The sequence below is a fragment of the Stenotrophomonas sp. genome, assembly GCF_032061965.1.
Classification (GTDB): domain Bacteria; phylum Pseudomonadota; class Gammaproteobacteria; order Xanthomonadales; family Xanthomonadaceae; genus Stenotrophomonas.
This window is the reverse complement of sequence record NZ_DAMBEF010000003.1, coordinates 1-19,794: the sequence shown is the minus strand read 5'-3', so window position 1 is coordinate 19,794 and position 19,794 is coordinate 1. Positions and strand designations below refer to the sequence as shown.

Genomic DNA, 19,794 nt, shown 5'->3' with positions numbered 1-19,794 from the left:
TTTGCACTGGTGGGAGCTTGAGCCTGGCGGCTTACACCGCTCCCGCCGCCCGGCTGATTATTCCGGCCAGCGGTGCGCTATCCCCCAAACTGCCGTACACCGTGTGCCCGCGCAGCAGGCGCGATTCCACGAAACTCTGCGCCAATGGGCTGTCTGCCCGCAGCAACACCGCCGCCTGCAGCAGCATTGCCAGCGCCGCACTGATCCGGCGCGCCTGACCTTCCTCGATCGCCGCTTCGCTCAGCCCATCGATGGCCTGCTGCAATGCGCGGTCGTAGCCTGCATGCACCCCCGCAGCCAGCTGCAGCTCGCCCAGCAAGGCGTCGCGCGACAGCGGCTCCCGTGCCAGCGCGCGCAGCACGTCCAGGCATTGCACGTTGCCACTGCCCTCCCAGATCGAATTCAGCGGTGCCTGCCGGTACAGGCGCGGCAACATCGATTCTTCGACGTAGCCGGCGCCACCCAGGCATTCCTGCGCCTCGTTGACGAAGCCCGGCGCTCGCTTGCACACCCAGAACTTGCCTATCGCGGTGGCAATGCGCGCAAACGCGGCCTCACGCGGATCACGTGGGGCCGCATCCACCGCGCGCGCCACCCGCAACGCGAACGCGGTGGCCGCTTCCGATTCGATGGACAGGTCGGCCAGCACATTGGCCATCAATGCATGCTCGATCAAGCGCTTGCCAAACGTGCGCCGCTGCCCGGCGTAGTGCAGGGCCTGCGCCAGCGCCATCCGCATTTCAGCCGCGGCACCCAGCATGCAATCCAGCCGCGTCAGCATCACCATCTCGATGATGGTGGCAACGCCACGTCCTTCCTCGCCTATCCGTCGCGCCCACGCACCACAGAACTCCACCTCGCTGGATGCATTGGCCCAGTCGCCCAGCTTGTCCTTCAGCCGCATCAGATGGAATGCGTTGCGACGCCCGCAGGGCAGACGGCGCGGCATCAGAAAGCAGCTCAAGCCACCGGGCGCCTGCGCCAATACCAACCAGCCATCCGACATGGGGGCGGAGAAAAACCATTTATGGCCCACCAACCTGTATTCGCCCTCATCCGCCAGCGGCGTGGCCAAGGTGGTGTTGCTGCGCACATCCGAGCCGCCCTGCTTCTCGGTCATGCCCATGCCCAAGGTGATGCCCGGCTTCTCACTGATCGGCAGGTCACGCGGGTCATAGAACGGTGCAGCCGCCTTGGCGGCCCATTCGGCCAAGGCCGGCACCTGGCGCAGCACCGGTACCGCAGCGTGGGTCATGGTGAGCGGGCAACTGGTACCGGCTTCGGCCTGATGGTGCAGGTAGCTCAGCGCGGCCCGCGCCACATGCGCACCCGGTTGCCCGGATTGCCAGGACAGCCCCGCAACGCCATGGGTTTTCGCGGTCGCCATCAACTGGTGGTACGCGGGATGGAAGTCCACCGTGTCAATGCGATGCCCCTGCGCATCGTGGGTACGCAGGACCGGGCGCTGGCGGTTGGCATCGAAGCCAGCGTTGTAGAGATCGCCTCCGGCGAGTTTGCCGTAGTGCTGCAACGGCTTGGAGAAGGATGCCGCCCCTTCCCGTTGCACAGCCTCCTGCAGCGCCAGATCTTCAGCCCACAGGTCATGGTCGCGGAATGGCATGGGTTGGTTGTCGACCACATGGGTCTCGAACGGCGCTGGCGACTGCGGCATGACGGTCACTCCTGGAAACACAGCCCGATTCTGCCCCAAGCGTCCTGTCGGTGCCCGCTCACGGTTGGCGGGCAACAACCTCCAGCGCACTGATGAATTCGTCCTGCAGGGCCAATTTGCCAAACACACCACGCTGGGTGCCGCTGAGCACGCGCAACATGTGCCCGCGGCCACCGGGCATGCGCCCCATCGGCTTGAACAGCAGATCGCGCGCCTTGGCCAGCGTGTCATGGTTGGACTGGAAGATCGGCGTCAGCTACCGACTCCAGAACTGGTACACGTCCACATGCGCCTTGCGCGTGGCTTGGTACTGGGCCAATGCAGCATCCACATCCGATTGCGCGCGCAGCGCATCGCGCAACGCCAACGCGTCAAGCAGGGCCATGTTCACCCCCTGCCCCAGCTGCGGGCTCATCGAGTGCGCCGAATCACCTGCCAACACCAGTCGGCCCCGATACCAGCGATCCATCACCGCGTCGCGGTAGCTGGCGCGTGCCAGTTGCGTCTGCACGGTAATGCCTTGCAGTCGTTGCCGGGCTTCCGGCCACAGCGTCGCCAGTTCGTCCAGCCACGGTTGCAGGCCTTGCTGCTCCCAGTCCAGGAAGCCGTCACGCGGCAGGCTCCAGAAAAAGCTCAGCCGCGGCGTGTCATCGCCCGGACGGGTGCCGACCGGCAGCAGGCCGATCATCTTGCGTGCCGCCACGTAGCGCTGGCGCAGCTCATCGGCATGGCCCCAGTCGTCGCGTGGCAGCAGGCACCACAGCGCCCCCCATGGGTACACCTTGTCCAGGCGCGTGCCGCGCACCTGCGCGCGCAGCGCCGATGCCGAGCCATCACTGGCAATCACCAGGTCGAATGGCCCGTGCCACTGTCCGTTCTGGTCCTGGATGCGTTGCAGCGCATCATCGATGGCGACGATGCGGCTATCGGCATGCAAGGCGCCTGAAGGCTGCCAGGCCGCATCCAGCAGCGAGAACAGCGCACCGCGCTGCATCCCCACGCCGCACAGGCGCGCGTCCAGCCCCGCATAACGCATGTCCATCACCGCTCGACCGCATGGTGTTTCCCCATACAGCCGACGCACCACCGCGCCATGCGCAAGTACCTGCGGCAACAACTGCATCTGACACAGCGCCTGCAAGCCGCTGGGCTGCAGCAGGAAGCCTGCGCCTACCGGACCAGGGGCGGCCGCCTGTTCGAACACCTGCACGCGGTGCCCATCACGTGACAAGGCAACCGCCAGCGCCTGGCCTGCCGTGCCATAGCCGACGATGGCGATATCCAATGGCTTGATCATTGCAGCTCCCAACCCGGGCTTCCCCGCCCGCTAAAAAAAAACCCCGCCGTAGCGGGGTTCTTTTGCACAACCGAATGGATCACTCGGCCGGCGTGATATTGGAAGCCTGGGCGCCCTTCGGGCCCTGGGTCACGTCATAGCTGACGCGCTGGCCTTCCTGCAGGCTGCGGAAGCCCTTGGAATTGATCGCGGAGAAGTGCGCGAAGACATCGGCGCTGCCGTCCTCCGGTGAGATGAAGCCAAATCCCTTGGCGTCGTTGAACCACTTGACGGTACCGTTCGGCATGGTGATGCGAGACCTTCTTCGATGAATGGATTGATGTACGCTGAATGGCGTACAGGCTGAGTATGCAAAGCTTGGGCGAGGATGACAATCACCCCCGGGCCAATTGACCCACCAAAGTCGGCAAACCGGACGAGGCGGCAGCCACGTTTTCCAGGACTTCCTCCATGGTGATCTCCCCGGCATCGCCACAGCCGGCGGCCCAATTGGCCACAATCGCCAGGCAGGCGTAGTCCAGCCCCAGCTCCCGCGCCAGGCCCGCCTCGGGCATGCCGGTCATGCCGACCAGATCACAGCCATCGCGGCGCATTCGCGCGATTTCGGCATTGGTCTCCAGCCGCGGCCCCTGGGTGGCGCCGTAACAGCCACCGTCCTGCAACGGCACACCATGCGCCTGCGCAGCCGCCACCACCTGTGCACGCAGCGACGGGGTGTAGGGATGGCCGAAGTCCACATGCAGCACTTCGCTGCCCTCTTCCTCGCTGAGCGTTGAGATGCGCCCCCAGGTGTAGTCGATCAACTGGTCCGGGCAAGCCAGCACGCGCGGGCCAAAGTTGTCGGTGATGCCGCCGACGGTATTGAGCGCCAGCACGCGGGTGGCCCCGAGCTGCTTGAGCGCGGCCAGGTTGGCGCGGTAGTTGATCTTGTGTGGCGGGATCGAATGTCCCTCGCCATGCCGCGCCAAAAACGCGACCCGCTGGCCCTGCAGCATCCCCACCCGCACCGGGCCGGACGGCGCACCGTAAGGGGTCTGCACCTCGTGGGTCTGGACATCGTCCAGCGCGGCCAGCTTGTACACGCCGGTGCCGCCGATCACGGCCAGGGCGATAGGTTCCATGCTCATTCCTGATGATCCTGTGGGACACGCGCAGGCCACGCACCCGGCGTGACCCACCCGTTATCAAAGCGCTGGCCAGTGCGCGGCACCGGCCGGCGGCCTTACTGCTTCATGGCGTAGATGGCAGGCAGCGAACGCAGCGACTCGTTGACGTCCATGCCGAAGCCGAAGACAAAGCGGTCCGGCAGTTCCAGACCGGCGTAGTCGGCCTTGACGCCCGGCAGGCAGCGGTCATGCTTCTTCACCGTCAGCACGGCGATGCGCACGTCGGTCGCGCCCTGCTCCAGGCACCACTCGCGCACGCCCTGCAGGGTGAAGCCCTCGTCCAGGATGTCGTCGACCAGGATCACCCGGCGACCGAACAGCGAGGACACCGGGCGGTGCTTCCAGACCAGTTCGCCGCCGGTCTCGCCGTGGTAGCGGGAGGCCTGCATGTAGTCGAACTGCGCATCCTGGCCACGTACGCCCAGCTCCAGCGCCAGCTGGCCAGCAAACGGCAGCGCGCCATTCATGATCGAAATGAAGACCGGCACTTCGCCCTTGTAATCGCGCGCGAGGGCGTCGGCGATAGCGGCGATGGCCTTGTCGATGGTGGGACGGTCGACCAGCAGGTCGGCCTGGGCCACGGCTTGTTCAAGAGTGAGTTTGGTGGACATCAGACGGTTCTTCCAAGGTTTTCAAGCAAAAGGTTACGGGTATCGCCATGGCGGGCATCGGCCAGCAGGCCACCCCAGCCCATCGCACCGCGGCCGATCAGGGCCAACACTGCGGCGGTATTCAAACTGCGGCCGGCGACGGCCTGCAGCGATTCTTCGACCAGCTCCGGGTGGCATACCAGCACCACGTCGCAACCGGCATCCAGGTGCGCATCGACGCGTGCCTTGACCCCGCCGGCGGCGAACGAGGCCGCCATGCCGATATCGTCGGAAAACACCACGCCGCGGAAACCCATCTGCTCGCGCAGGATCTGGTTGATCCAGCGTGGCGAATAGCCGGCCGGTTCGGGCGCGACCTGTGGGTAGATGACGTGGGCCATCATGACCGCATCGGCGCCGGCAGCGATGCCAGCCTGGAACGGTATCAGGTCATGCGCCTGGATTTCATCCAGCGTCCGCGGGTCCACGGCGGTGTCGACATGGGTGTCTTCGCGCACCGTACCGTGCCCCGGGAAATGCTTGAGCGTGGCGGCCATGCCAACCGAATGCATGCCGCGCACATACGCGGCGGTCAACGCGGCGACCACCTGCGGGTCTTCGCCGAAGGCACGGTTGCCGATGGCCAGGTTGCCATGCCCGACATCCACCACCGGCGCGAAGCTCAGGTCCAGCCCACTGGCGCGGATCTCGCTGGCCATCAACCAAGCGTGCTGCTCGGCCATCGCCAGCGCTGCGCCCGGGTCGCTCGCGTACAGCCGGCCCAGACCGTCCAGTGGCGGCAGATCGGCATAGCCGTCGCGGAAACGCTGCACCCGTCCGCCTTCCTGGTCCACCGCGATCAGCAGCGGACGCGCGGTGGCGGCGCGAATGGCGGTGGTCAGTTCGACCACCTGGTCGCGCGAGGCGAAATTGCGCTTGAACAACACCACCCCGGCCACGGAATCGTGCTGCAGCCAGCGGCGCTCCTGGGCAGTCAGTTCGGTGCCGGCAACGCCGATCAAAAGCATGCAAGGACTCCAAGCCGCCGCAGGCTGCGGCGTAGCGGAGCATTGTCGCAGATGGCGCCTGTTGCGTCAGAGCCCGCGTTCAGACGCTGCAGCCATCCGGGCCGCAAGCCTGTTCATCTTGCGCGGCGGTCGGCGCCTGCTCGGCGGCGATCTTCTGCAGGACCTGGGCGAACACCTCCGGGGCCTGCCCACCTTGCACCGCATACTTGCCGTCAATCACGAAGGTCGGCACCGATTGGATGCCCAGCGCCTGCGCCTGGCCGATACCTGCACGGACCTCGGCCAAGCCCTCATCCGATGCCAGCATGGCCTGTACCCGTTCAGCCGGAATGCCACCGGCAGCGGCTGCCTCTGCCAGCACCTGCGGGTCGGCCAGGTTGCGGCCTTCGGCGAAATGGGCGCGGAAAAGCGCCTCGCCGACCGGCTCCTGCACGCCACTCTGCCCGGCCAGCCACAACAACCGATGCGCCGGCAGCGTGCTGACCTTGACCTGGCCCTTGCTGAAATCCATGGGCAGGCCCTCGGCCTGTGCCGCGCCCTGGGTCTGCGCCAGCATCTGCTGGGTACGCTCAGCCCCGCCGAACTTGGCGGCATATGCCTCCAGCAGCGGCACCGGCTTGGTATCCGCGGTTGGGTCCAGCAGGAACGGGTGCCAATGCACATCCAGTTGCGGGGCATCGGCGCCCAGCAGTTCAACGCCCCGTTGGAAGCGATGTTTGCCGATCCAGCACCAAGGGCAAACCACGTCGGACCAGATATCGATGCGCATGAGCGATTCCTAATAGCGAATGTAGTGCCGAGCCATGCTCGGCATGGGCTGTAGCGACCCTACCAGGGCGATGCAGAACGATGCTCGACTGACGCCTTGTCGGCAGAGCATTTGCCGAGCATGGCTCGGCACTACCGCGGTTTCACCACTGGCTGAAGGGCTTGGATGCCAGCGCCAGATTGTAGTAACGCAGTTCGTCGGTCACTTCCGCGCCCGCCCAGTCGGGCTTGGCGAACACTTGATCGGCGCTTTCCAGCTCCACTTCGGCGACCACCAGGCCAGCATTGTCACCAAGGAACTCATCCACTTCCCACACCAGGCCCTCGTGCTTGACCAGATGCCGGCGCTTGTCGATCAGCCCGCCCACGCACAAACCCAGCAGCTCGCGCGCTTCGCTGACCGGCACCGGGTACTCGAACTCCTGGCGGGTATGGCCCAGCTCGCGCGACTTGATGTTCAGGTAGGCCTCTTCGCCCTGGATGCGTACCCGCACCGAGGCCTTCTGCGCACCGCTGTCCATCGCGGCCACATCGTTGATATAGCCCTGCGCCATCGGGATGACCGCGTACGCAGCGGCACGCCAGCTGTCGCTGCTGACAAGGAATTTACGTTCGATTTCCAGAGGCATGGGATTGCGGCCGGTATTGATTATTCGGGTTTGGACATTGGTGACGCGACGTCGTGCGTGCTCGGGTCGAGCGTTGGGACACGGGATTCGGCAAGCGCGCATGGCACACTTTTACGAATCCCCCATCCCGCCATCGCCAATCACCGCTTCTCGAACACCGCAATGCTTTCAACATGCGCGGTGTGCGGGAACATGTCCATCGCACCGGCCGACACAAGCGTGAAGCCCTGCTCGTTCACCAGGTAACCCGCATCGCGTGCGAGCGAACCCGGGTGGCAGCTCACATAGACGATGCGCTTGAATTGTTTCAGCGGCAGCTGCTGCAGAACATCGATCGCACCGGAGCGCGGCGGGTCGAGCAACAGCTTGTCGAAGCCCTGCTTCATCCACGATGCATTGCGCTGATCCTGGGTCAGGTCGGCGGCATGGAACTCGGCGTTGTCCAGACCGTTGCGCACGGCGTTTTCCTTGGCACGCGCCACCAGGCCGGCCTCGCCCTCCACTCCCACCACTTCACGCACGGTACGCGCCAGCGGCAAGGTGAAGTTGCCCAGGCCGCAGAACAGGTCGAGCACGCGCTCATCAGGCTGTGCGTCCAGCAGCGTCAGCGCATGGGCGATCATCTGCTGGTTGAGCTTGGCATTGACCTGGATGAAGTCCAGCGGGCGGAACGCCAGTTCAACATTCCACTGCGGCAGGGCGAACGACAGGGCCACGCCTTCGGCCGGCCATAGCGGCGCCACGGTTTCCAGGCCACCGGACTGCAGATAGATCGCAAAACCGTGCTGCTGGCCGAAGGCCGTCCATGCCTGCTTGTCAGCATCGCTGAGCGGCTGCAGATGACGCACCGTCAGTGCGATGGCCGCGTCCCCACCAATGAACTCGATCTGCGGAATATCGCGCTTGCCATCCAGCGTTTCGATGAACTCCGACAGCGCCGACACCTTGGTGCCGATCTCCGGGATCACCGTCAGGCACTGCGACAGATCGGCGACGAAACGCGGGTCCAGCTCACGGAAGCCGACCAGCGTCTTGTCCTTCTTCTCGACGCGGCGCACCGAGAAGCGGCCCTTGCGACGGTAACCCCAGCTGTCACCCACCAACGCCGGCAACACCGTGCCCGGGGTGACGTGACCAATGCGGGTCAGGTTGTCGGTCAGCACCTGTTGCTTGGCGACAATCTGCTGCGACTCTTCCAGATGCTGCAGCACGCAACCGGCGCAGACGCCGAAGTGCGGGCAGCGCGGCTCAACGCGATGCGGTGAAGCCTTCAACACTTCAACTGTCTTGGCTTCGTCGAAATGGCGGCTCTTGCCGGTCTGTTCGGCCATCACCGTTTCATGCGGCAAGGCGCCACTGATGAAGGTGACCTTGCCGCCCTCTCCTTCGCGACGCGCAACGCCACGGCCATCGTGGCTCAGGTCGAGGATGTCGGTCTGGAACGGGGTCTTGTCTATGCGGGGGGATCGGGATCGGGCCACGTGGCAACAGGCTGCGGGCAATAAAAGGGGGGCTATTGTCGCAGATGCGCGCAGTCAGGTAGTTCTCCGCTTGCAGATGACGGACGCATGGCTAATATGCGTTTGCAAGCTGACATGGAGGCAGCAGATGAATACGCACATAGCCGGCTCACCACCGCGCCTGTTGCTGGTCGAGGACGACATGACCAGCCAGGGCTTTTTCCAGTTTGTACTGGAATCCCTACCCGCCATCGTCGATATTGCCGATTCCCACGCCAGTGCACTGCGCTTGGCAGCGGCCGCACGCCATGATCTGTGGCTGATCGACGTCAACCTGCCAGATGGCGATGGCCCCAGCCTGCTGCAGAAGCTGCGCGCGCACTATCCGTCCACACCCGCACTGGCCCACACCGCGGATGTAAGCCTGGAAGTTGAACAGGCCCTGCAACAGGCCGGTTTCAGCGCGACCATGGCCAAGCCAATCAGTCGCGACACGTTGCTCAGGACAGTTCGCCGGGCCTTGGCCAGCACGGTTCCCGGTGAGGAAGCAAACGCTGAACCCGCGCCTGACTGGGATGAATCGGCGGCGCTGAATGCGCTCAACGGCCAGCAGGCACATGTACGTGCACTGCGCGAACTGTTTCTTTCGGAACTTCCGGTTGCACGTGACGCGGTAAGCAACGCCCTGGTCAAGCACGACGACGCGGCGCTGCGTGCGCAATTGCACAAGTTGCAGGCCAGCTGCGGATTTGTCGGTGCCTCGCGGCTGGCACGTGCGGTACGCCAGCTGCATCACGACCCAGCGTCGCAGCAGGCCCAGCAACAGTTCGGCAGTGCGGTCAGCGCGCTGCTGCGCTGAAGGATCGGGATACAGCGCTACCTGCCTGGCAGCGCTGGACCTTGGCGGATGGGCTTAACCCCGAGGCCGTCCCAGATCGCCCAGCATTTCCCAGGACTTCAGCCCTCGCCCCCCCAGATGGTGCAACAGCACGGCACGCATCTGCGGGCGCAGGCTGGCCAGATCGGCCGCTTCTGGTGGCTGATCTGCGGCCATGGCCAGCAGCGCCGCACCGGTCGCCAAACCACGTCGCTCACTGCTGCTGCGTTCGCTGAGCAAGCGCAACGGGCCTTGTTGCGGGTCCAACCGGTAGCGTGCAGCGGGATCGATCGCCTCACCGTCGGCAGCATGTGCCCAGTCGAACCCGACACCCAGCGCGTCCAGCAGGTCACGTTCGAATCGCCGCAGTGACCAGGCCAGGGGGTGGCCGGCCTGCCCCAGCCCTGCACGCAGTTCGCTGTAGGCAAAGTACAGGTCAGGCAGGGGATCAAGCCGCGGTGACAGCCGCATCACCAGCTCATTGATGTAGAAGCCGGCCAGCATGGCCTGGCCTTGCAGGCGCGGAGCGACATCCAGGCTTTCGGCGTGGCGCAACTGCGCCAGCTCCCCCCCCAGGACAGCGTCAAACCGGATCGACTGCAGCGGCTGCAGCGCCGCCCGAAGCAATTGTTTCTTCGGGCCCTGCACGCCACGGGCGAGCAGGCCCATGCGCCCATGGTCCAGGCTCAGGACTTCGACCAGCAGACTGGTTTCGCGCCACGGCCGCGCATGCAGGACATAAGCCGGCTGCTCCTCAATCCGCATCGCACTGGACCCTGCCGAGGGCTGCGGTGATCAGTTCTCGCCGTAGCCAAACGCCTTGAGCGCGGCTTCGTCGTCGGACCAACCTTCGCGCACGCGCACCCAGGTTTCCAGGAATACCTTGGCGCCGAACAGGCGCTCCATCTGCAGTCGCGCCTTGCCGCCGATGTCCTTCAGGCGGGTGCCGCCCTTGCCAATGACAATCGCCTTCTGGCCCTCGCGCTCGACCCAGATCACCGCGCCGATGCGCAACAACGCACCGTCTTCGGCGAACCGCTCGATCTCCACCGTGGTGGCATACGGCAGCTCTTCGCCAAGCTGGCGCATCAGCTGCTCACGGACCAGTTCGCCGGCCAGGAAGCGCTGGCTGCGGTCGGTGATTTCGTCTTCGCCGAACATCGGCGGTGCTTCCGGCACCAGGCCGATCAGGTCGCGTACCAGCGATTCCAGGCCGTTGCGCTTGAGTGCCGAAATCGGGTGGACGGCGGCAAACTCACGGCCAACGGTGATCTCCTGCAGGAACGGCAGCAGCGCACCCTTGTCCTTCATGCGGTCAACCTTGTTGACCACCAGCACCACCGGGATGCCGGCGTCGCGCAGCACGTTGAATGCCAAGGTGTCTTCTTCGTCCCAGCGACCGGCTTCGATCACCAGCAGGCCAGCATCCACGCCTTCCAGCGACGCGCGCGCGGCGCGGTTCATCACTCGGTTCATCGCGCGCTTCTGCTGGCGGTGCAACCCGGGGGTGTCAACCAGGACCAACTGGCCTTCCGGATAGGTGGCGATGCCGAGCAGCCGGTGACGAGTGGTCTGCGGTCGGTTGGAGACAATGCTGACCTTGGCGCCGACCAATGCGTTGGTGAGGGTCGATTTGCCGACATTGGGGCGGCCAATGACGGCGACGCTGCCACAGCGATGAGAAGAGGTGTCGTTCACTTGGAATCCAGTTGCTGTATTGCGGCGGCTGCCGCCTGTTGTTCGGCCAGCCGTCGCGAAGTGCCTTCGCCTTCGGTAGTAACGGCAGGGTCAGCCACGCAACAGCGCACATGGAAGTGCTTGGCGTGGTCGTCGCCGGTCTCCGATACCAGCTCGTACACCGGCAACGGTTTCTGCCGGGCCTGCAACCATTCCTGCAGGCGGGTCTTGGGGTCTTTCTCGGGCTTGCCCACCGGCACCGCCGACAGCGAAGTCTCGAACCAGGGTAGCACCCGGGCACGGCAGGCCTCGAATCCGGCGTCCAGATAGATCGCGGCGACCACCGCCTCGACCGTATCGGCCAGGATAGAATCGCGTCGATGCCCGCCAGATTTCATTTCGCCCGGCCCCAGGGTCAGGCGCTCGCCCAACTGCAGGCTGCGGGCGATCACCGCCAGCGCACCTTCGCATACCAGGGATGCCCGGGCCCGCGTCAGCGCGCCCTCATCGGCCTTGGGCCAGCGCAGGAACAGCGCTTCGGCGATCAGCATGTTGACGATGCTGTCGCCGAGGAACTCCAGGCGCTCGTTGTGCGGAGCGCCGGCACTACGGTGGGTCAGGGCCTGATCCAACAGACCCTGATCCTTGAATGAGTGGCCGATAAGGTCACCCCGATGAAACGTCTTAGTTACCACTGCCTGATGTCAGATCCTGGGAGTTTGAAAAATTACCGACGACGTCCAAGTTGCCAATCATGTTGCGCCGGACTTCGTAATTCACGTTCATGCGCCAACCACCGTCGATACGCTCGAATTTCACGTTATCGCGCTTGACGCTTTCCGAATAATTCATGTCCAGACGCTTGAACAATGATTCCATGGCGCGCGATGGATCAACGTCACCCGTCGACTCGGCAGCCAAAGACTTCATGGCCGATTTCACGGCGTAGTATTCCTGATACATCGGCAACAGCTTCATGCCGATGTAAAGCCCGAAACCCACCACTGCCAGCACCATCAGGAACGAGGTCAGCGTCATACCGCTTTGCTTGTACTTCATTGCGATCTCCCCAGATACGCGTTGTTTATTGGATGCCCGACCCGATACGGGACGGTTCAAAACTTGCCTTGCAGAACCAACCCGAACAGTTCAGCCAGATCATGAACGCCTTGCCACGCAGGTTTTCTTCCGGCAGGAAATGGGTTTGGGTCCAGAAGCGGCTGTCTTCGCTGTTGTCGCGGTTATCGCCCATCACGAAGTACTGCCCCTGCGGCACCTCCCAGTCCCCCTGCCCGCTCGGATTTGCCGAACCCAGCAACTCCAGCACCGTATGGGTACGCCCCGGCAGCATTTCCGTCAACAGGGTCGCACCGGTCATGCCGTTGCCGACATATTCGCCGTTGACCTTGTACTCCAGCGGCTGGCCATTGATGGACAGCGTATCGCCATGGAAGCCGATGCGGTCCCCGGGCAGGCCGACCACGCGCTTGATCCAGTTCTGGTCCGGCGCATGCGGCGGCTTGAACACCACCACGTCGCCGCGCTTGGGCTCGGCCACCGGGATGATCTTGGTGTTGGTGATGGGCAGACGGAAACCGTAGGAGAACTTGTTGACCAGGATGAAATCACCGATCAGCAGGTTGGGCATCATCGAGCTGGACGGGATCTTGTACGGCTCGGCCACGAAGCTGCGCAGGATCAACACCACCGCCAGCACCGGGAAGAACGCGCGCGAGTAGTCCACCACCGCGGGCTCTTCGCCGTCCAGCAAGCTGGCCTTTTCGGCGCGGCGCTTGCGCAGGTACAGCTTGTCCAGCAGCAGCACCAGGCCCGAACCCAGGGTCAGCACAACCAGGATGATTTCAAACCACTTCATTCGTATTCCTTCGGAATGGGATTCGGGATTCGGGGTTGGATATTCGCAACGGCCAGAGCGCATGCCACTGTTGCGAATCCCGGATCCCGAATTCCCAATAACTGTTACTTATCCATCTGCAGTACAGCCAGGAAGGCTTCCTGTGGGATCTCCACACGGCCCACCTGCTTCATGCGCTTCTTGCCTTCCTTCTGCTTTTCCAACAGCTTCTTCTTGCGCGAAACGTCGCCACCATAGCACTTGGCCAGCACGTTCTTGCGCATCGCCTTGACCGTGGTGCGGGCGATGATCTGCGCGCCGATCGCAGCCTGGATGGCCACGTCGAACATCTGCCGGGGAATCAGGTCCTTCATCTTTTCGCACAGCTCGCGACCACGACGATCGGCGTGGCTGCGGTGGGCGATCAGCGACAGGGCGTCGACCTTGTCCCCGTTGATCAGCACGTCCAGGCGCACGAACGGGCCGGCCTCGAAACGCACGAAGTGGTATTCCAGCGAGGCATAGCCACGGCTGACCGACTTGAGCTTGTCGAAGAAGTCCAACACCACTTCGGCCATCGGCAGTTCATAGCTGATCTGCACCTGGCTGCCCATGTAGTTGATGCCGATCTGGGTGCCACGCTTCTCTTCGCACAGCTTGATGATGCTGCCGATGTATTCCTCGGGGGTGAGGATGTTGGCGCGGATGATCGGCTCGCGGATTTCTTCCACCTGGTTGACCGGTGGCAGCTTGGCCGGGTTGTCCATCATCACGATGGTGCCGTCGCTCTTGAGCACCTCGTAGATCACCGTCGGGGCGGTGCTGATCAGGTCGAGGTTGTACTCACGCTCCAGGCGCTCCTGCACGATTTCCATGTGCAGCATGCCGAGGAAGCCGCAGCGGAAGCCGAAGCCCATCGCCTCGGAGCTTTCCGGCTCGAAGCGCAGCGCGGCATCGTTCAGGCGCAGCTTGTCGAGGGCTTCGCGCAGGTCAGGGTAGTCCTCGGCATCAACCGGGAACAGGCCGGCGAACACGCGCGGCTGCATTTCCTGGAAGCCAGGCAGCGGCTCGGCGGCCGGGTCGGCCAGCAGGGTCAGGGTGTCGCCGACCGGCGCACCGTGCACGTCCTTGATGCTGGCGTTGATCCAGCCCACCTCGCCGGCGCGCAAGGAAGGCATTTCCTTGCGCTTGGGGGTGAACACGCCGACCTTGTCGACCAGGTGCCAACGGCCGGTGGACATGACCTGGATCTTGTCGCCGGCCTTGATCTCGCCCTGCATCACGCGCACCAGCGAGACCACGCCCAGGTAGTTGTCGAACCAGGAGTCGATGATCAGCGCCTGCAGCTTGCTGCTGCCTCGGTCGGCCGGCGGCGGGATGCGGTGCACGATGGCTTCCAGCACCTCCTCCATGTTCAGGCCGGTCTTGGCACTGACGGCCACCGCGTCGGAGGCATCGATACCGATCACCGCCTCGATCTCGGCCTTGGCACGGTCGATATCGGCGGTGGGCAGGTCGATCTTGTTCAGCACCGGCACCACTTCCAGGCCCTGCTCGATGGCCGTGTAGCAGTTGGCCACCGACTGCGCTTCCACGCCCTGGGCCGCATCGACCACCAGCAGCGCACCTTCGCAGGCGGCCAGCGAGCGGCTGACTTCATAGGAGAAGTCGACGTGACCGGGGGTGTCAATGAAGTTCAGGAAGTAGGTCTGGCCGTTGCGGGCCGTATACGGCACCGACACCGACTGCGACTTGATGGTGATGCCACGTTCGCGTTCGATCGGGTTGTTGTCCAGGACCTGCGCTTCCATTTCGCGCGCGGTCAAGCCGCCACACAACTGGATGATGCGGTCGGCCAGGGTGGACTTGCCGTGGTCGACGTGGGCGATGATGGAGAAGTTGCGGATCATCCGCATTGAATCGTGTGACATAGGTGGCGGCGGCGGCGCTGCGTCGTCAGGATAACGGGGCATTATCGCATGCCGGCCCCTGCCCCCGCACAGGGGAGAGGTGGCAGCTGAACGAAAGGAGCCGCCCGAAGGCGGCTCCTTTACCTGAAAAGCCAAGCGGGACGGGGCTTATTCGCCGGCGCGGACGGCGACGAAGGCGCTGTTGGCGCCGGCGCGGACCAGCAGCATCACCACATCGCCCTTCTTGTAGGCGGCCAGTTCGCGGTTCAGCGCTGCCACGCTGCCCACCGGGGTACGACCGACCTGCAGCACCACCATGCCCGGCGACAGCCGGGCTTCGCGGGCAGCCTGGCTCTTTACGCCGGTGATGCGCACGCCCTCGCCCGCGTCCAGGCCGAGCTGGCTGCGCTCGGCCGCACTCAGGTCCGCCACATCCAGGCCCAGCAGGGCGTTGGCGCCTACCGCCGGCTTGGCCGGTCCGGCATCGGCCGCGGCAGAGCCCGGACGGGCGGCGTCTTCGGCCAGTTCGGTCAAGGTCACGGTGATCTCCCGCGGCTTGCCATCGCGCAGGATGCCCATGCGCACGCGGCTACCCGGCGGCATTGCGCCGATCATCGGCGGCAGCTCGCTGGCATCGTTGATCTCGGTGCCGTTGACCGAACGGATCACGTCGCCCACCTCGATGCCGGCCTTGGCAGCCGAACTATCGGGAACCATCTGATTCACCAACGCGCCGCGGCTGTCCGGCAACTTCAGGCCCTCGGCGGCATCGCCGGTGACGGGCGCAACCATCACCCCCAGCTGACCCCGGCTGACCTTGCCGGTCTTCTTGATCTGGTCCACGGCGCCCATTGCCAGGTCGATCGGGATCGCGAAGCTGATGCCCATGTAGCCGCCGGACGCCGAGAAGATCTGGGAGTTGATGCCCACCACTTCACCGCGCGTATTCAGCAAAGGACCACCGGAGTTGCCCTGGTTGATTGCCACGTCGGTCTGGATGAACGGCACATAGCGCTGGTCGGCATAGGGGTTGTTGCGCCCGGTCGCACTGACGATGCCGGCGGTCACCGAATGGTCCAGGCCGAACGGCGAGCCGATCGCCACCACCCACTGGCCGGGCTTGAGCGTATTGGAGTCGCCCACACGCACAGTCGGCAGGTTCTTGCCGTCGATCTTCAGCAGGGCAACGTCGTACTGGGCATCGCTGCCCACCACCTTGGCGGTGAATTCGCGGCGATCGCTGAGCTTGACCTTGACCGAGTCGGCGCCATCCACGACGTGATGGTTGGTCAGCACATAGCCGTCATTTGAAATGATGAAGCCCGAGCCGGCGCTACGGCCACGCGGCCCGCGGTCCGGCCCCTGCTGCTGGCCGGGGCCACCCGGCATCTGGAAGTCCGGCCCGAAAAAGCGACGGAAAAACTCCGGCATCTCGTCCATGTCCGGACCGTTGGCGGCGCGCGCGGAAGGCTTGGCGCCAATGACCGCCTCGATATTGACCACACCGGGGCCGACCTGGTCGACCAACTGGGTGAAGTCGGGCAGGCCCTGCACCAGCTGCGGCGCCGACGCGGCCGGCCGGGCGGCGGCGACCTGTTCGGTCGCTGCCTCGGGTGCGGCGGTCTGCGCGCAGGCCACCAGCGGCAAGGTCATCGCCAACAGGCCAAATACCTGCTTGTGGATACGGTGAGTCATCAGCTTCGAGCCTCCAATTCATACAAAGCGGGAAGGAGCACCCTCGCCCGTCGCGGCGCCATGGCCGCGCAGGCTGGGAGTCGGGGCAGAACCGGCTGGCGCGAAGCGGCCAACCGGCAGTCAGGGATCACGGACGCGGCGACAGCCGCGGCAAGCCAGGCTCATCGGCGCCCTGCGCCGGCAACCGTGGTTCAAACGGATAGAACGTGGCGCTGCCGGCGGATTCCTGCGTGGGGAAACTGGCGTTGAGCGTGCCTTGGGACAGCCCCGGCGCCATCGACGAGCGCGGCCACGGGCGTGCGTGCAGCACCGCCGCGCCATTGGCGAATGGGTCCTGCCGCAGCGCTGGCGTGGTTGGCAACATGGGCGCTGCGGCGATCGCACGCTGGGGTTCGGCATTGCGGGACGCGCCCGCGCGCGCCGCCTGCTGTGTGCGGGTGGCACTGCCACGGCGGGCATTGCCGTCCTGCCGGCGAGCAGCGGCAGCGGCAACGGCCGGGGCTGCGGCGACCAGCGCCGCGATATCGCCCGCATCGGCAGTAACCGGGGCCGCAGGCGCGGTCGCGGGGGTCGGTAGCTTGACTTCGGCGGTACTGGCGATCACCGGGGCGGGCGCGGCGGTATCCGGCAACTGCTCGCGGGCCATGAACAATGCCACTGCAGCCACCGACGCGGCCAAAGCAGCACCCCCGCCCCAACGCCGCCAACCACTACGCGCAGTTGTCTTGACCGGCGCAGCGATGGTCACCGGGGCGTGCTCGGCGGCATCGGCACTGATCGCGGCATGCACACGCGCAGTGAAATCCAACGGCGCCGGCGCGCAGGCCTGGCCCCGCATCACATCGCCCAGCAGTTGCCAACGCTCCTGGCAACTGGACAGTTCAGCATCGTGTTCCAACCGGCGCAGCATGAAGCGCGCCTCGTCTGCGGCCAGCGCACCATCCACCAGCGCCGACAGCTGCTGGCGGTAATGCAGTTCGAACTTGTCGGGGGCGGTGTCGTTCATACCCGGGATGTGACCTTGGTTGCTCATACGCGGCTCCGCTCACGGGTAGCGCTGGCGGTGTCCAGCAAGGGCCGCAACTGGGCGTCGATGGCCTCGCGGGCACGGAAGATCCGCGACCGCACCGTGCCGATTGGACAACCCATTTTCTGCGCGATTTCCTCGTAACTCATGCCTTCCACCTCTCGCAACGTAATGGCTGAGCGCAGCTCTTCAGGCAACGCATCAACCGCCTTCATCACGGTTTGTTCCAGTTCCTGGCGCATCAACTCGCGCTCGGGCGTGTCGGTATCACGCAAACGGATGCCACTGTCGAACTGCTCGGCATCACCGATTTCAATGTCATCGGTGGGCGGGCGCCGGTTGTGTGCTGCCAGATAATTTTTTGCGGTATTCACTGCGATCCGATGCAACCAGGTATAGAACTGGGCGTCGCCACGGAAACTGCCGATCGCGCGATAGGCGCGGACGAAAGTGTCCTGGGCCACGTCCTGACATTCACTCCAGTCGGCGATGTAGCGCCCGATCAGCGCAATGATCCGATGCTGGTACTTGCGTACCAGGACATCGAACGCTGCGCTTTCGCCGCGCTGCACACGCCGGACCAGTTCCAGGTCCAGCTCCTGCGGTGTTTCAACCTCGGCCATAACGGGCCGCACTCCTGTCAGCCCAACCGACGTCGGGCAATGAGACCGCTGTTCGCGGCAAAAGTTCAGTCCCCTCCGAGAAGGGGCCGCACCGGCTTTTAACTCCCATTCGGTTAGCCTGCCGGGACCGGCTGGCGCCTCGAATGCATCACATCCCAAAGCATTGGGATTTGACGCCGGGGAAACAACCTCTGGATCATAGCGGTCTTCTCCATACACAACCGGATGGAACGTCCCATGCTTTCAGGCTTCGATGGGCTCCGCTTCAATCATTGGCACACCGAACTGCGCGAAGACGGCGTGGCTGTGCTCAGCCTCGACCGCAAAGACAGCCCGGTCAATGCCATGTCGCAGGACGTGCTGCTGGAACTGGGCGACATCATCGAGCGCCTGGCCATCGACCCGCCCAAGGGCGTGGTGGTGCGCTCGACCAAGGCCGCCGGCTTCATCGCCGGCGCCGATCTGAAGGAATTCCAGGAATTCGACCGCCGCGGCACCGTCAACGACGCCATCCGCCGCGGTCAGAGCGTCTACCAGAAGCTGGCCGAGCTGCCCTGCCCGACCGTGGCCGCGATCCACGGTCACTGCCTGGGCGGCGGCACCGAGCTGGCCCTGGCCTGCCGTTACCGCGTGGCGTCCAACGACCCATCCACCCGCATCGGCCTGCCGGAAACCCAGTTGGGCATCTTCCCGGGCTGGGGTGGCAGCTCGCGCCTGCCGCAGTTGGTGGGCGCACCGGCGGCGATGGACATGATGCTGACCGGCCGCACCCTGTCGGCATCGGCCGCCCGCGGCATCGGACTGGTCGACAAGGTTGCCGCCCCGGCGGTGCTGCTGGATGCAGCCGTGGCCCTGGTACAGACCGGGGTGACCCGACCGTTCAAGCAACGCGCCACAGCCTGGGCCACCAACACCTTCCTCGCGCGCAAGATCCTGGCCCCGCAGATGGCCAAGCAGGTCGCGCGCAAAGCCAAGAAAGACCAGTACCCGGCGCCGTACGCACTGATCAGCACCTGGGAGCGCACCGGCGGTAGCCCGATCCAGAAGCGCCTGGATGCCGAGCGCCGCGCGGTGGTCAAGCTGGCCAGCAGCCCGACCGCACGCAACCTGATCCGTATCTTCTTCCTGACCGAGCGGCTCAAGGGCCTGGGCGGCAAGGACTCCGGCATCAAGCATGTGCATGTGGTGGGTGCGGGCGTGATGGGCGGCGATATCGCCGCCTGGGCCGCCTACAAGGGATTCACCGTAACCCTGCAGGACCGCGAGCAGCGCTTCATCGACCCGGCCATGACCCGCGCCCAGGCACTGTTCGACAAGAAGGTGCGTGACGAAAGCAAGCGCCCGGAAGTGGCCGCACGCCTGAAGGCCGACTTGGCTGGCGACAGCGTAGCCCAGGCCGACCTGGTGATCGAGGCCATCATCGAGAACCCGGAAGCCAAGCGTGAGCTGTACCAGACGCTGGAGCCGAAGATGAAGGCCGACGCGCTGCTGACCACCAACACCTCCTCGATCCCGCTGGT

19 protein-coding genes and 1 pseudogene are annotated in these 19,794 nt (G+C 64.9%); 2 read left to right on the top strand and 18 right to left on the bottom strand.

What is annotated here, in order from left to right; translation table 11 throughout:
- Nucleotides 1–31 precede the first annotated feature (31 nt).
- The 9 genes and pseudogenes from RT460_RS02275 to rlmD all read right to left on the bottom strand — a co-directional run bounded on the left by RT460_RS02275 (nt 32) and on the right by rlmD (nt 8,631).
- Nucleotides 32–1,672, bottom strand: coding sequence for an acyl-CoA dehydrogenase family protein (locus tag RT460_RS02275; protein ID WP_313316907.1), 1,641 nt, complete (start codon nt 1,670–1,672; stop codon nt 32–34).
- A gap of 58 nt (nt 1,673–1,730) precedes the next feature.
- A pseudogene (locus tag RT460_RS02270) lies at nt 1,731–2,969 on the bottom strand (NAD(P)/FAD-dependent oxidoreductase).
- 79 nt (nt 2,970–3,048) lie between these two features.
- Nucleotides 3,049–3,255, bottom strand: a complete 207-nt coding sequence (locus tag RT460_RS02265; RefSeq protein WP_057506519.1) for a cold-shock protein — start codon at nt 3,253–3,255, stop codon at nt 3,049–3,051.
- Nucleotides 3,256–3,343: 88 nt separating this feature from the next.
- A complete protein-coding gene (locus tag RT460_RS02260; RefSeq protein ID WP_313316906.1) occupies nt 3,344–4,096 on the bottom strand; it encodes an S-methyl-5'-thioinosine phosphorylase in 753 nt (250 codons plus the stop codon).
- A gap of 95 nt (nt 4,097–4,191) precedes the next feature.
- Nucleotides 4,192–4,746, bottom strand: coding sequence for a hypoxanthine-guanine phosphoribosyltransferase (locus RT460_RS02255; protein ID WP_313316905.1), 555 nt, complete (start codon nt 4,744–4,746; stop codon nt 4,192–4,194).
- A complete protein-coding gene (nagZ, locus tag RT460_RS02250) occupies nt 4,746–5,753 on the bottom strand; it encodes a beta-N-acetylhexosaminidase (protein ID WP_313316904.1) in 1,008 nt (335 codons plus the stop codon). The genes RT460_RS02255 and nagZ overlap by 1 nt, the downstream gene beginning before the upstream one ends.
- A 79-nt stretch (nt 5,754–5,832) precedes the next feature.
- Nucleotides 5,833–6,522 carry a DsbA family oxidoreductase gene (locus RT460_RS02245; protein ID WP_313316902.1) on the bottom strand — a complete coding sequence of 230 codons (690 nt, stop codon included), beginning with the start codon at nt 6,520–6,522 and terminating at the stop codon, nt 5,833–5,835.
- 142 nt (nt 6,523–6,664) lie between these two features.
- A complete protein-coding gene (locus RT460_RS02240; protein WP_313316901.1) occupies nt 6,665–7,150 on the bottom strand; it encodes a CYTH domain-containing protein in 486 nt (161 codons plus the stop codon).
- Nucleotides 7,151–7,290: 140 nt separating this feature from the next.
- Nucleotides 7,291–8,631 carry a 23S rRNA (uracil(1939)-C(5))-methyltransferase RlmD gene (gene rlmD, locus RT460_RS02235; protein ID WP_313316900.1) on the bottom strand — a complete coding sequence of 447 codons (1,341 nt, stop codon included), beginning with the start codon at nt 8,629–8,631 and terminating at the stop codon, nt 7,291–7,293.
- Between the two features lie 127 nt (nt 8,632–8,758).
- Between rlmD and RT460_RS02230 the strand changes: the two genes are divergently transcribed.
- A complete protein-coding gene (locus RT460_RS02230) occupies nt 8,759–9,469 on the top strand; it encodes a response regulator (protein WP_313316899.1) in 711 nt (236 codons plus the stop codon).
- Nucleotides 9,470–9,523: 54 nt separating this feature from the next.
- Here the strand turns inward: RT460_RS02230 and recO are convergent, their stop codons facing one another.
- The 9 genes from recO to rpoE all read right to left on the bottom strand — a co-directional run bounded on the left by recO (nt 9,524) and on the right by rpoE (nt 18,274).
- A complete protein-coding gene (gene recO / locus RT460_RS02225) occupies nt 9,524–10,252 on the bottom strand; it encodes a DNA repair protein RecO (RefSeq protein WP_313316898.1) in 729 nt (242 codons plus the stop codon).
- A 30-nt stretch (nt 10,253–10,282) separates the two neighbouring features.
- Nucleotides 10,283–11,185, bottom strand: coding sequence for a GTPase Era (gene era / locus RT460_RS02220; protein WP_313316896.1), 903 nt, complete (start codon nt 11,183–11,185; stop codon nt 10,283–10,285).
- Nucleotides 11,182–11,859, bottom strand: a complete 678-nt coding sequence (gene rnc / locus RT460_RS02215) for a ribonuclease III (protein ID WP_313316894.1) — start codon at nt 11,857–11,859, stop codon at nt 11,182–11,184. The genes era and rnc overlap by 4 nt, the downstream gene beginning before the upstream one ends.
- Nucleotides 11,849–12,223: a DUF4845 domain-containing protein gene (locus RT460_RS02210; protein WP_313316893.1), complete on the bottom strand. Its 375-nt coding sequence runs from the start codon at nt 12,221–12,223 to the stop codon at nt 11,849–11,851. The genes rnc and RT460_RS02210 overlap by 11 nt, the downstream gene beginning before the upstream one ends.
- A gap of 25 nt (nt 12,224–12,248) precedes the next feature.
- Nucleotides 12,249–13,040 carry a signal peptidase I gene (gene lepB / locus RT460_RS02205; RefSeq protein ID WP_313316892.1) on the bottom strand — a complete coding sequence of 264 codons (792 nt, stop codon included), beginning with the start codon at nt 13,038–13,040 and terminating at the stop codon, nt 12,249–12,251.
- Between the two features lie 104 nt (nt 13,041–13,144).
- Entirely contained in the window at nt 13,145–14,935 is a 1,791-nt protein-coding gene (gene lepA / locus RT460_RS02200) for a translation elongation factor 4 (RefSeq protein WP_313317073.1), read from the bottom strand.
- A 162-nt stretch (nt 14,936–15,097) separates the two neighbouring features.
- A complete protein-coding gene (locus RT460_RS02195; RefSeq protein ID WP_313316891.1) occupies nt 15,098–16,624 on the bottom strand; it encodes a DegQ family serine endoprotease in 1,527 nt (508 codons plus the stop codon).
- Between the two features lie 127 nt (nt 16,625–16,751).
- Complete coding sequence (locus RT460_RS02190; RefSeq protein WP_313317072.1) at nt 16,752–17,630, bottom strand: sigma-E factor negative regulatory protein; 879 nt, start codon at nt 17,628–17,630, stop codon at nt 16,752–16,754.
- A 23-nt stretch (nt 17,631–17,653) separates the two neighbouring features.
- Entirely contained in the window at nt 17,654–18,274 is a 621-nt protein-coding gene (rpoE, locus tag RT460_RS02185; protein WP_313316890.1) for an RNA polymerase sigma factor RpoE, read from the bottom strand.
- A gap of 237 nt (nt 18,275–18,511) precedes the next feature.
- On the opposite strand from rpoE, the gene RT460_RS02180 reads away from it, so the two are divergent.
- The coding region (locus RT460_RS02180) for an enoyl-CoA hydratase-related protein (protein WP_313316889.1) at nt 18,512–19,794 on the top strand (1,283 nt) is incomplete at its 3' end.

Bases quoted from the DNA above. Each gene is read 5' to 3' on its own strand.
- RT460_RS02275 (WP_313316907.1), bottom strand. From the start codon at position 1,672: ATGCCGCAGTCGCCAGCGCCGTTCGAGACCCATGTGGTCGACAACCAA.
- RT460_RS02265 (WP_057506519.1), bottom strand. From the start codon at position 3,255: ATGCCGAACGGTACCGTCAAGTGGTTCAACGACGCCAAGGGATTTGGC.
- RT460_RS02260 (WP_313316906.1), bottom strand. From the start codon at position 4,096: ATGAGCATGGAACCTATCGCCCTGGCCGTGATCGGCGGCACCGGCGTG.
- RT460_RS02255 (WP_313316905.1), bottom strand. From the start codon at position 4,746: ATGTCCACCAAACTCACTCTTGAACAAGCCGTGGCCCAGGCCGACCTG.
- nagZ (WP_313316904.1), bottom strand. From the start codon at position 5,753: ATGCTTTTGATCGGCGTTGCCGGCACCGAACTGACTGCCCAGGAGCGC.
- RT460_RS02245 (WP_313316902.1), bottom strand. From the start codon at position 6,522: ATGCGCATCGATATCTGGTCCGACGTGGTTTGCCCTTGGTGCTGGATC.
- RT460_RS02240 (WP_313316901.1), bottom strand. From the start codon at position 7,150: ATGCCTCTGGAAATCGAACGTAAATTCCTTGTCAGCAGCGACAGCTGG.
- RT460_RS02230 (WP_313316899.1), top strand. From the start codon at position 8,759: ATGAATACGCACATAGCCGGCTCACCACCGCGCCTGTTGCTGGTCGAG.
- recO (WP_313316898.1), bottom strand. From the start codon at position 10,252: ATGCGGATTGAGGAGCAGCCGGCTTATGTCCTGCATGCGCGGCCGTGG.
- RT460_RS02210 (WP_313316893.1), bottom strand. From the start codon at position 12,223: ATGAAGTACAAGCAAAGCGGTATGACGCTGACCTCGTTCCTGATGGTG.
- lepB (WP_313316892.1), bottom strand. From the start codon at position 13,040: ATGAAGTGGTTTGAAATCATCCTGGTTGTGCTGACCCTGGGTTCGGGC.
- lepA (WP_313317073.1), bottom strand. From the start codon at position 14,935: ATGCGGATGATCCGCAACTTCTCCATCATCGCCCACGTCGACCACGGC.
- RT460_RS02195 (WP_313316891.1), bottom strand. From the start codon at position 16,624: ATGACTCACCGTATCCACAAGCAGGTATTTGGCCTGTTGGCGATGACC.
- RT460_RS02190 (WP_313317072.1), bottom strand. From the start codon at position 17,630: ATGAACGACACCGCCCCCGACAAGTTCGAACTGCATTACCGCCAGCAG.
- rpoE (WP_313316890.1), bottom strand. From the start codon at position 18,274: ATGGCCGAGGTTGAAACACCGCAGGAGCTGGACCTGGAACTGGTCCGG.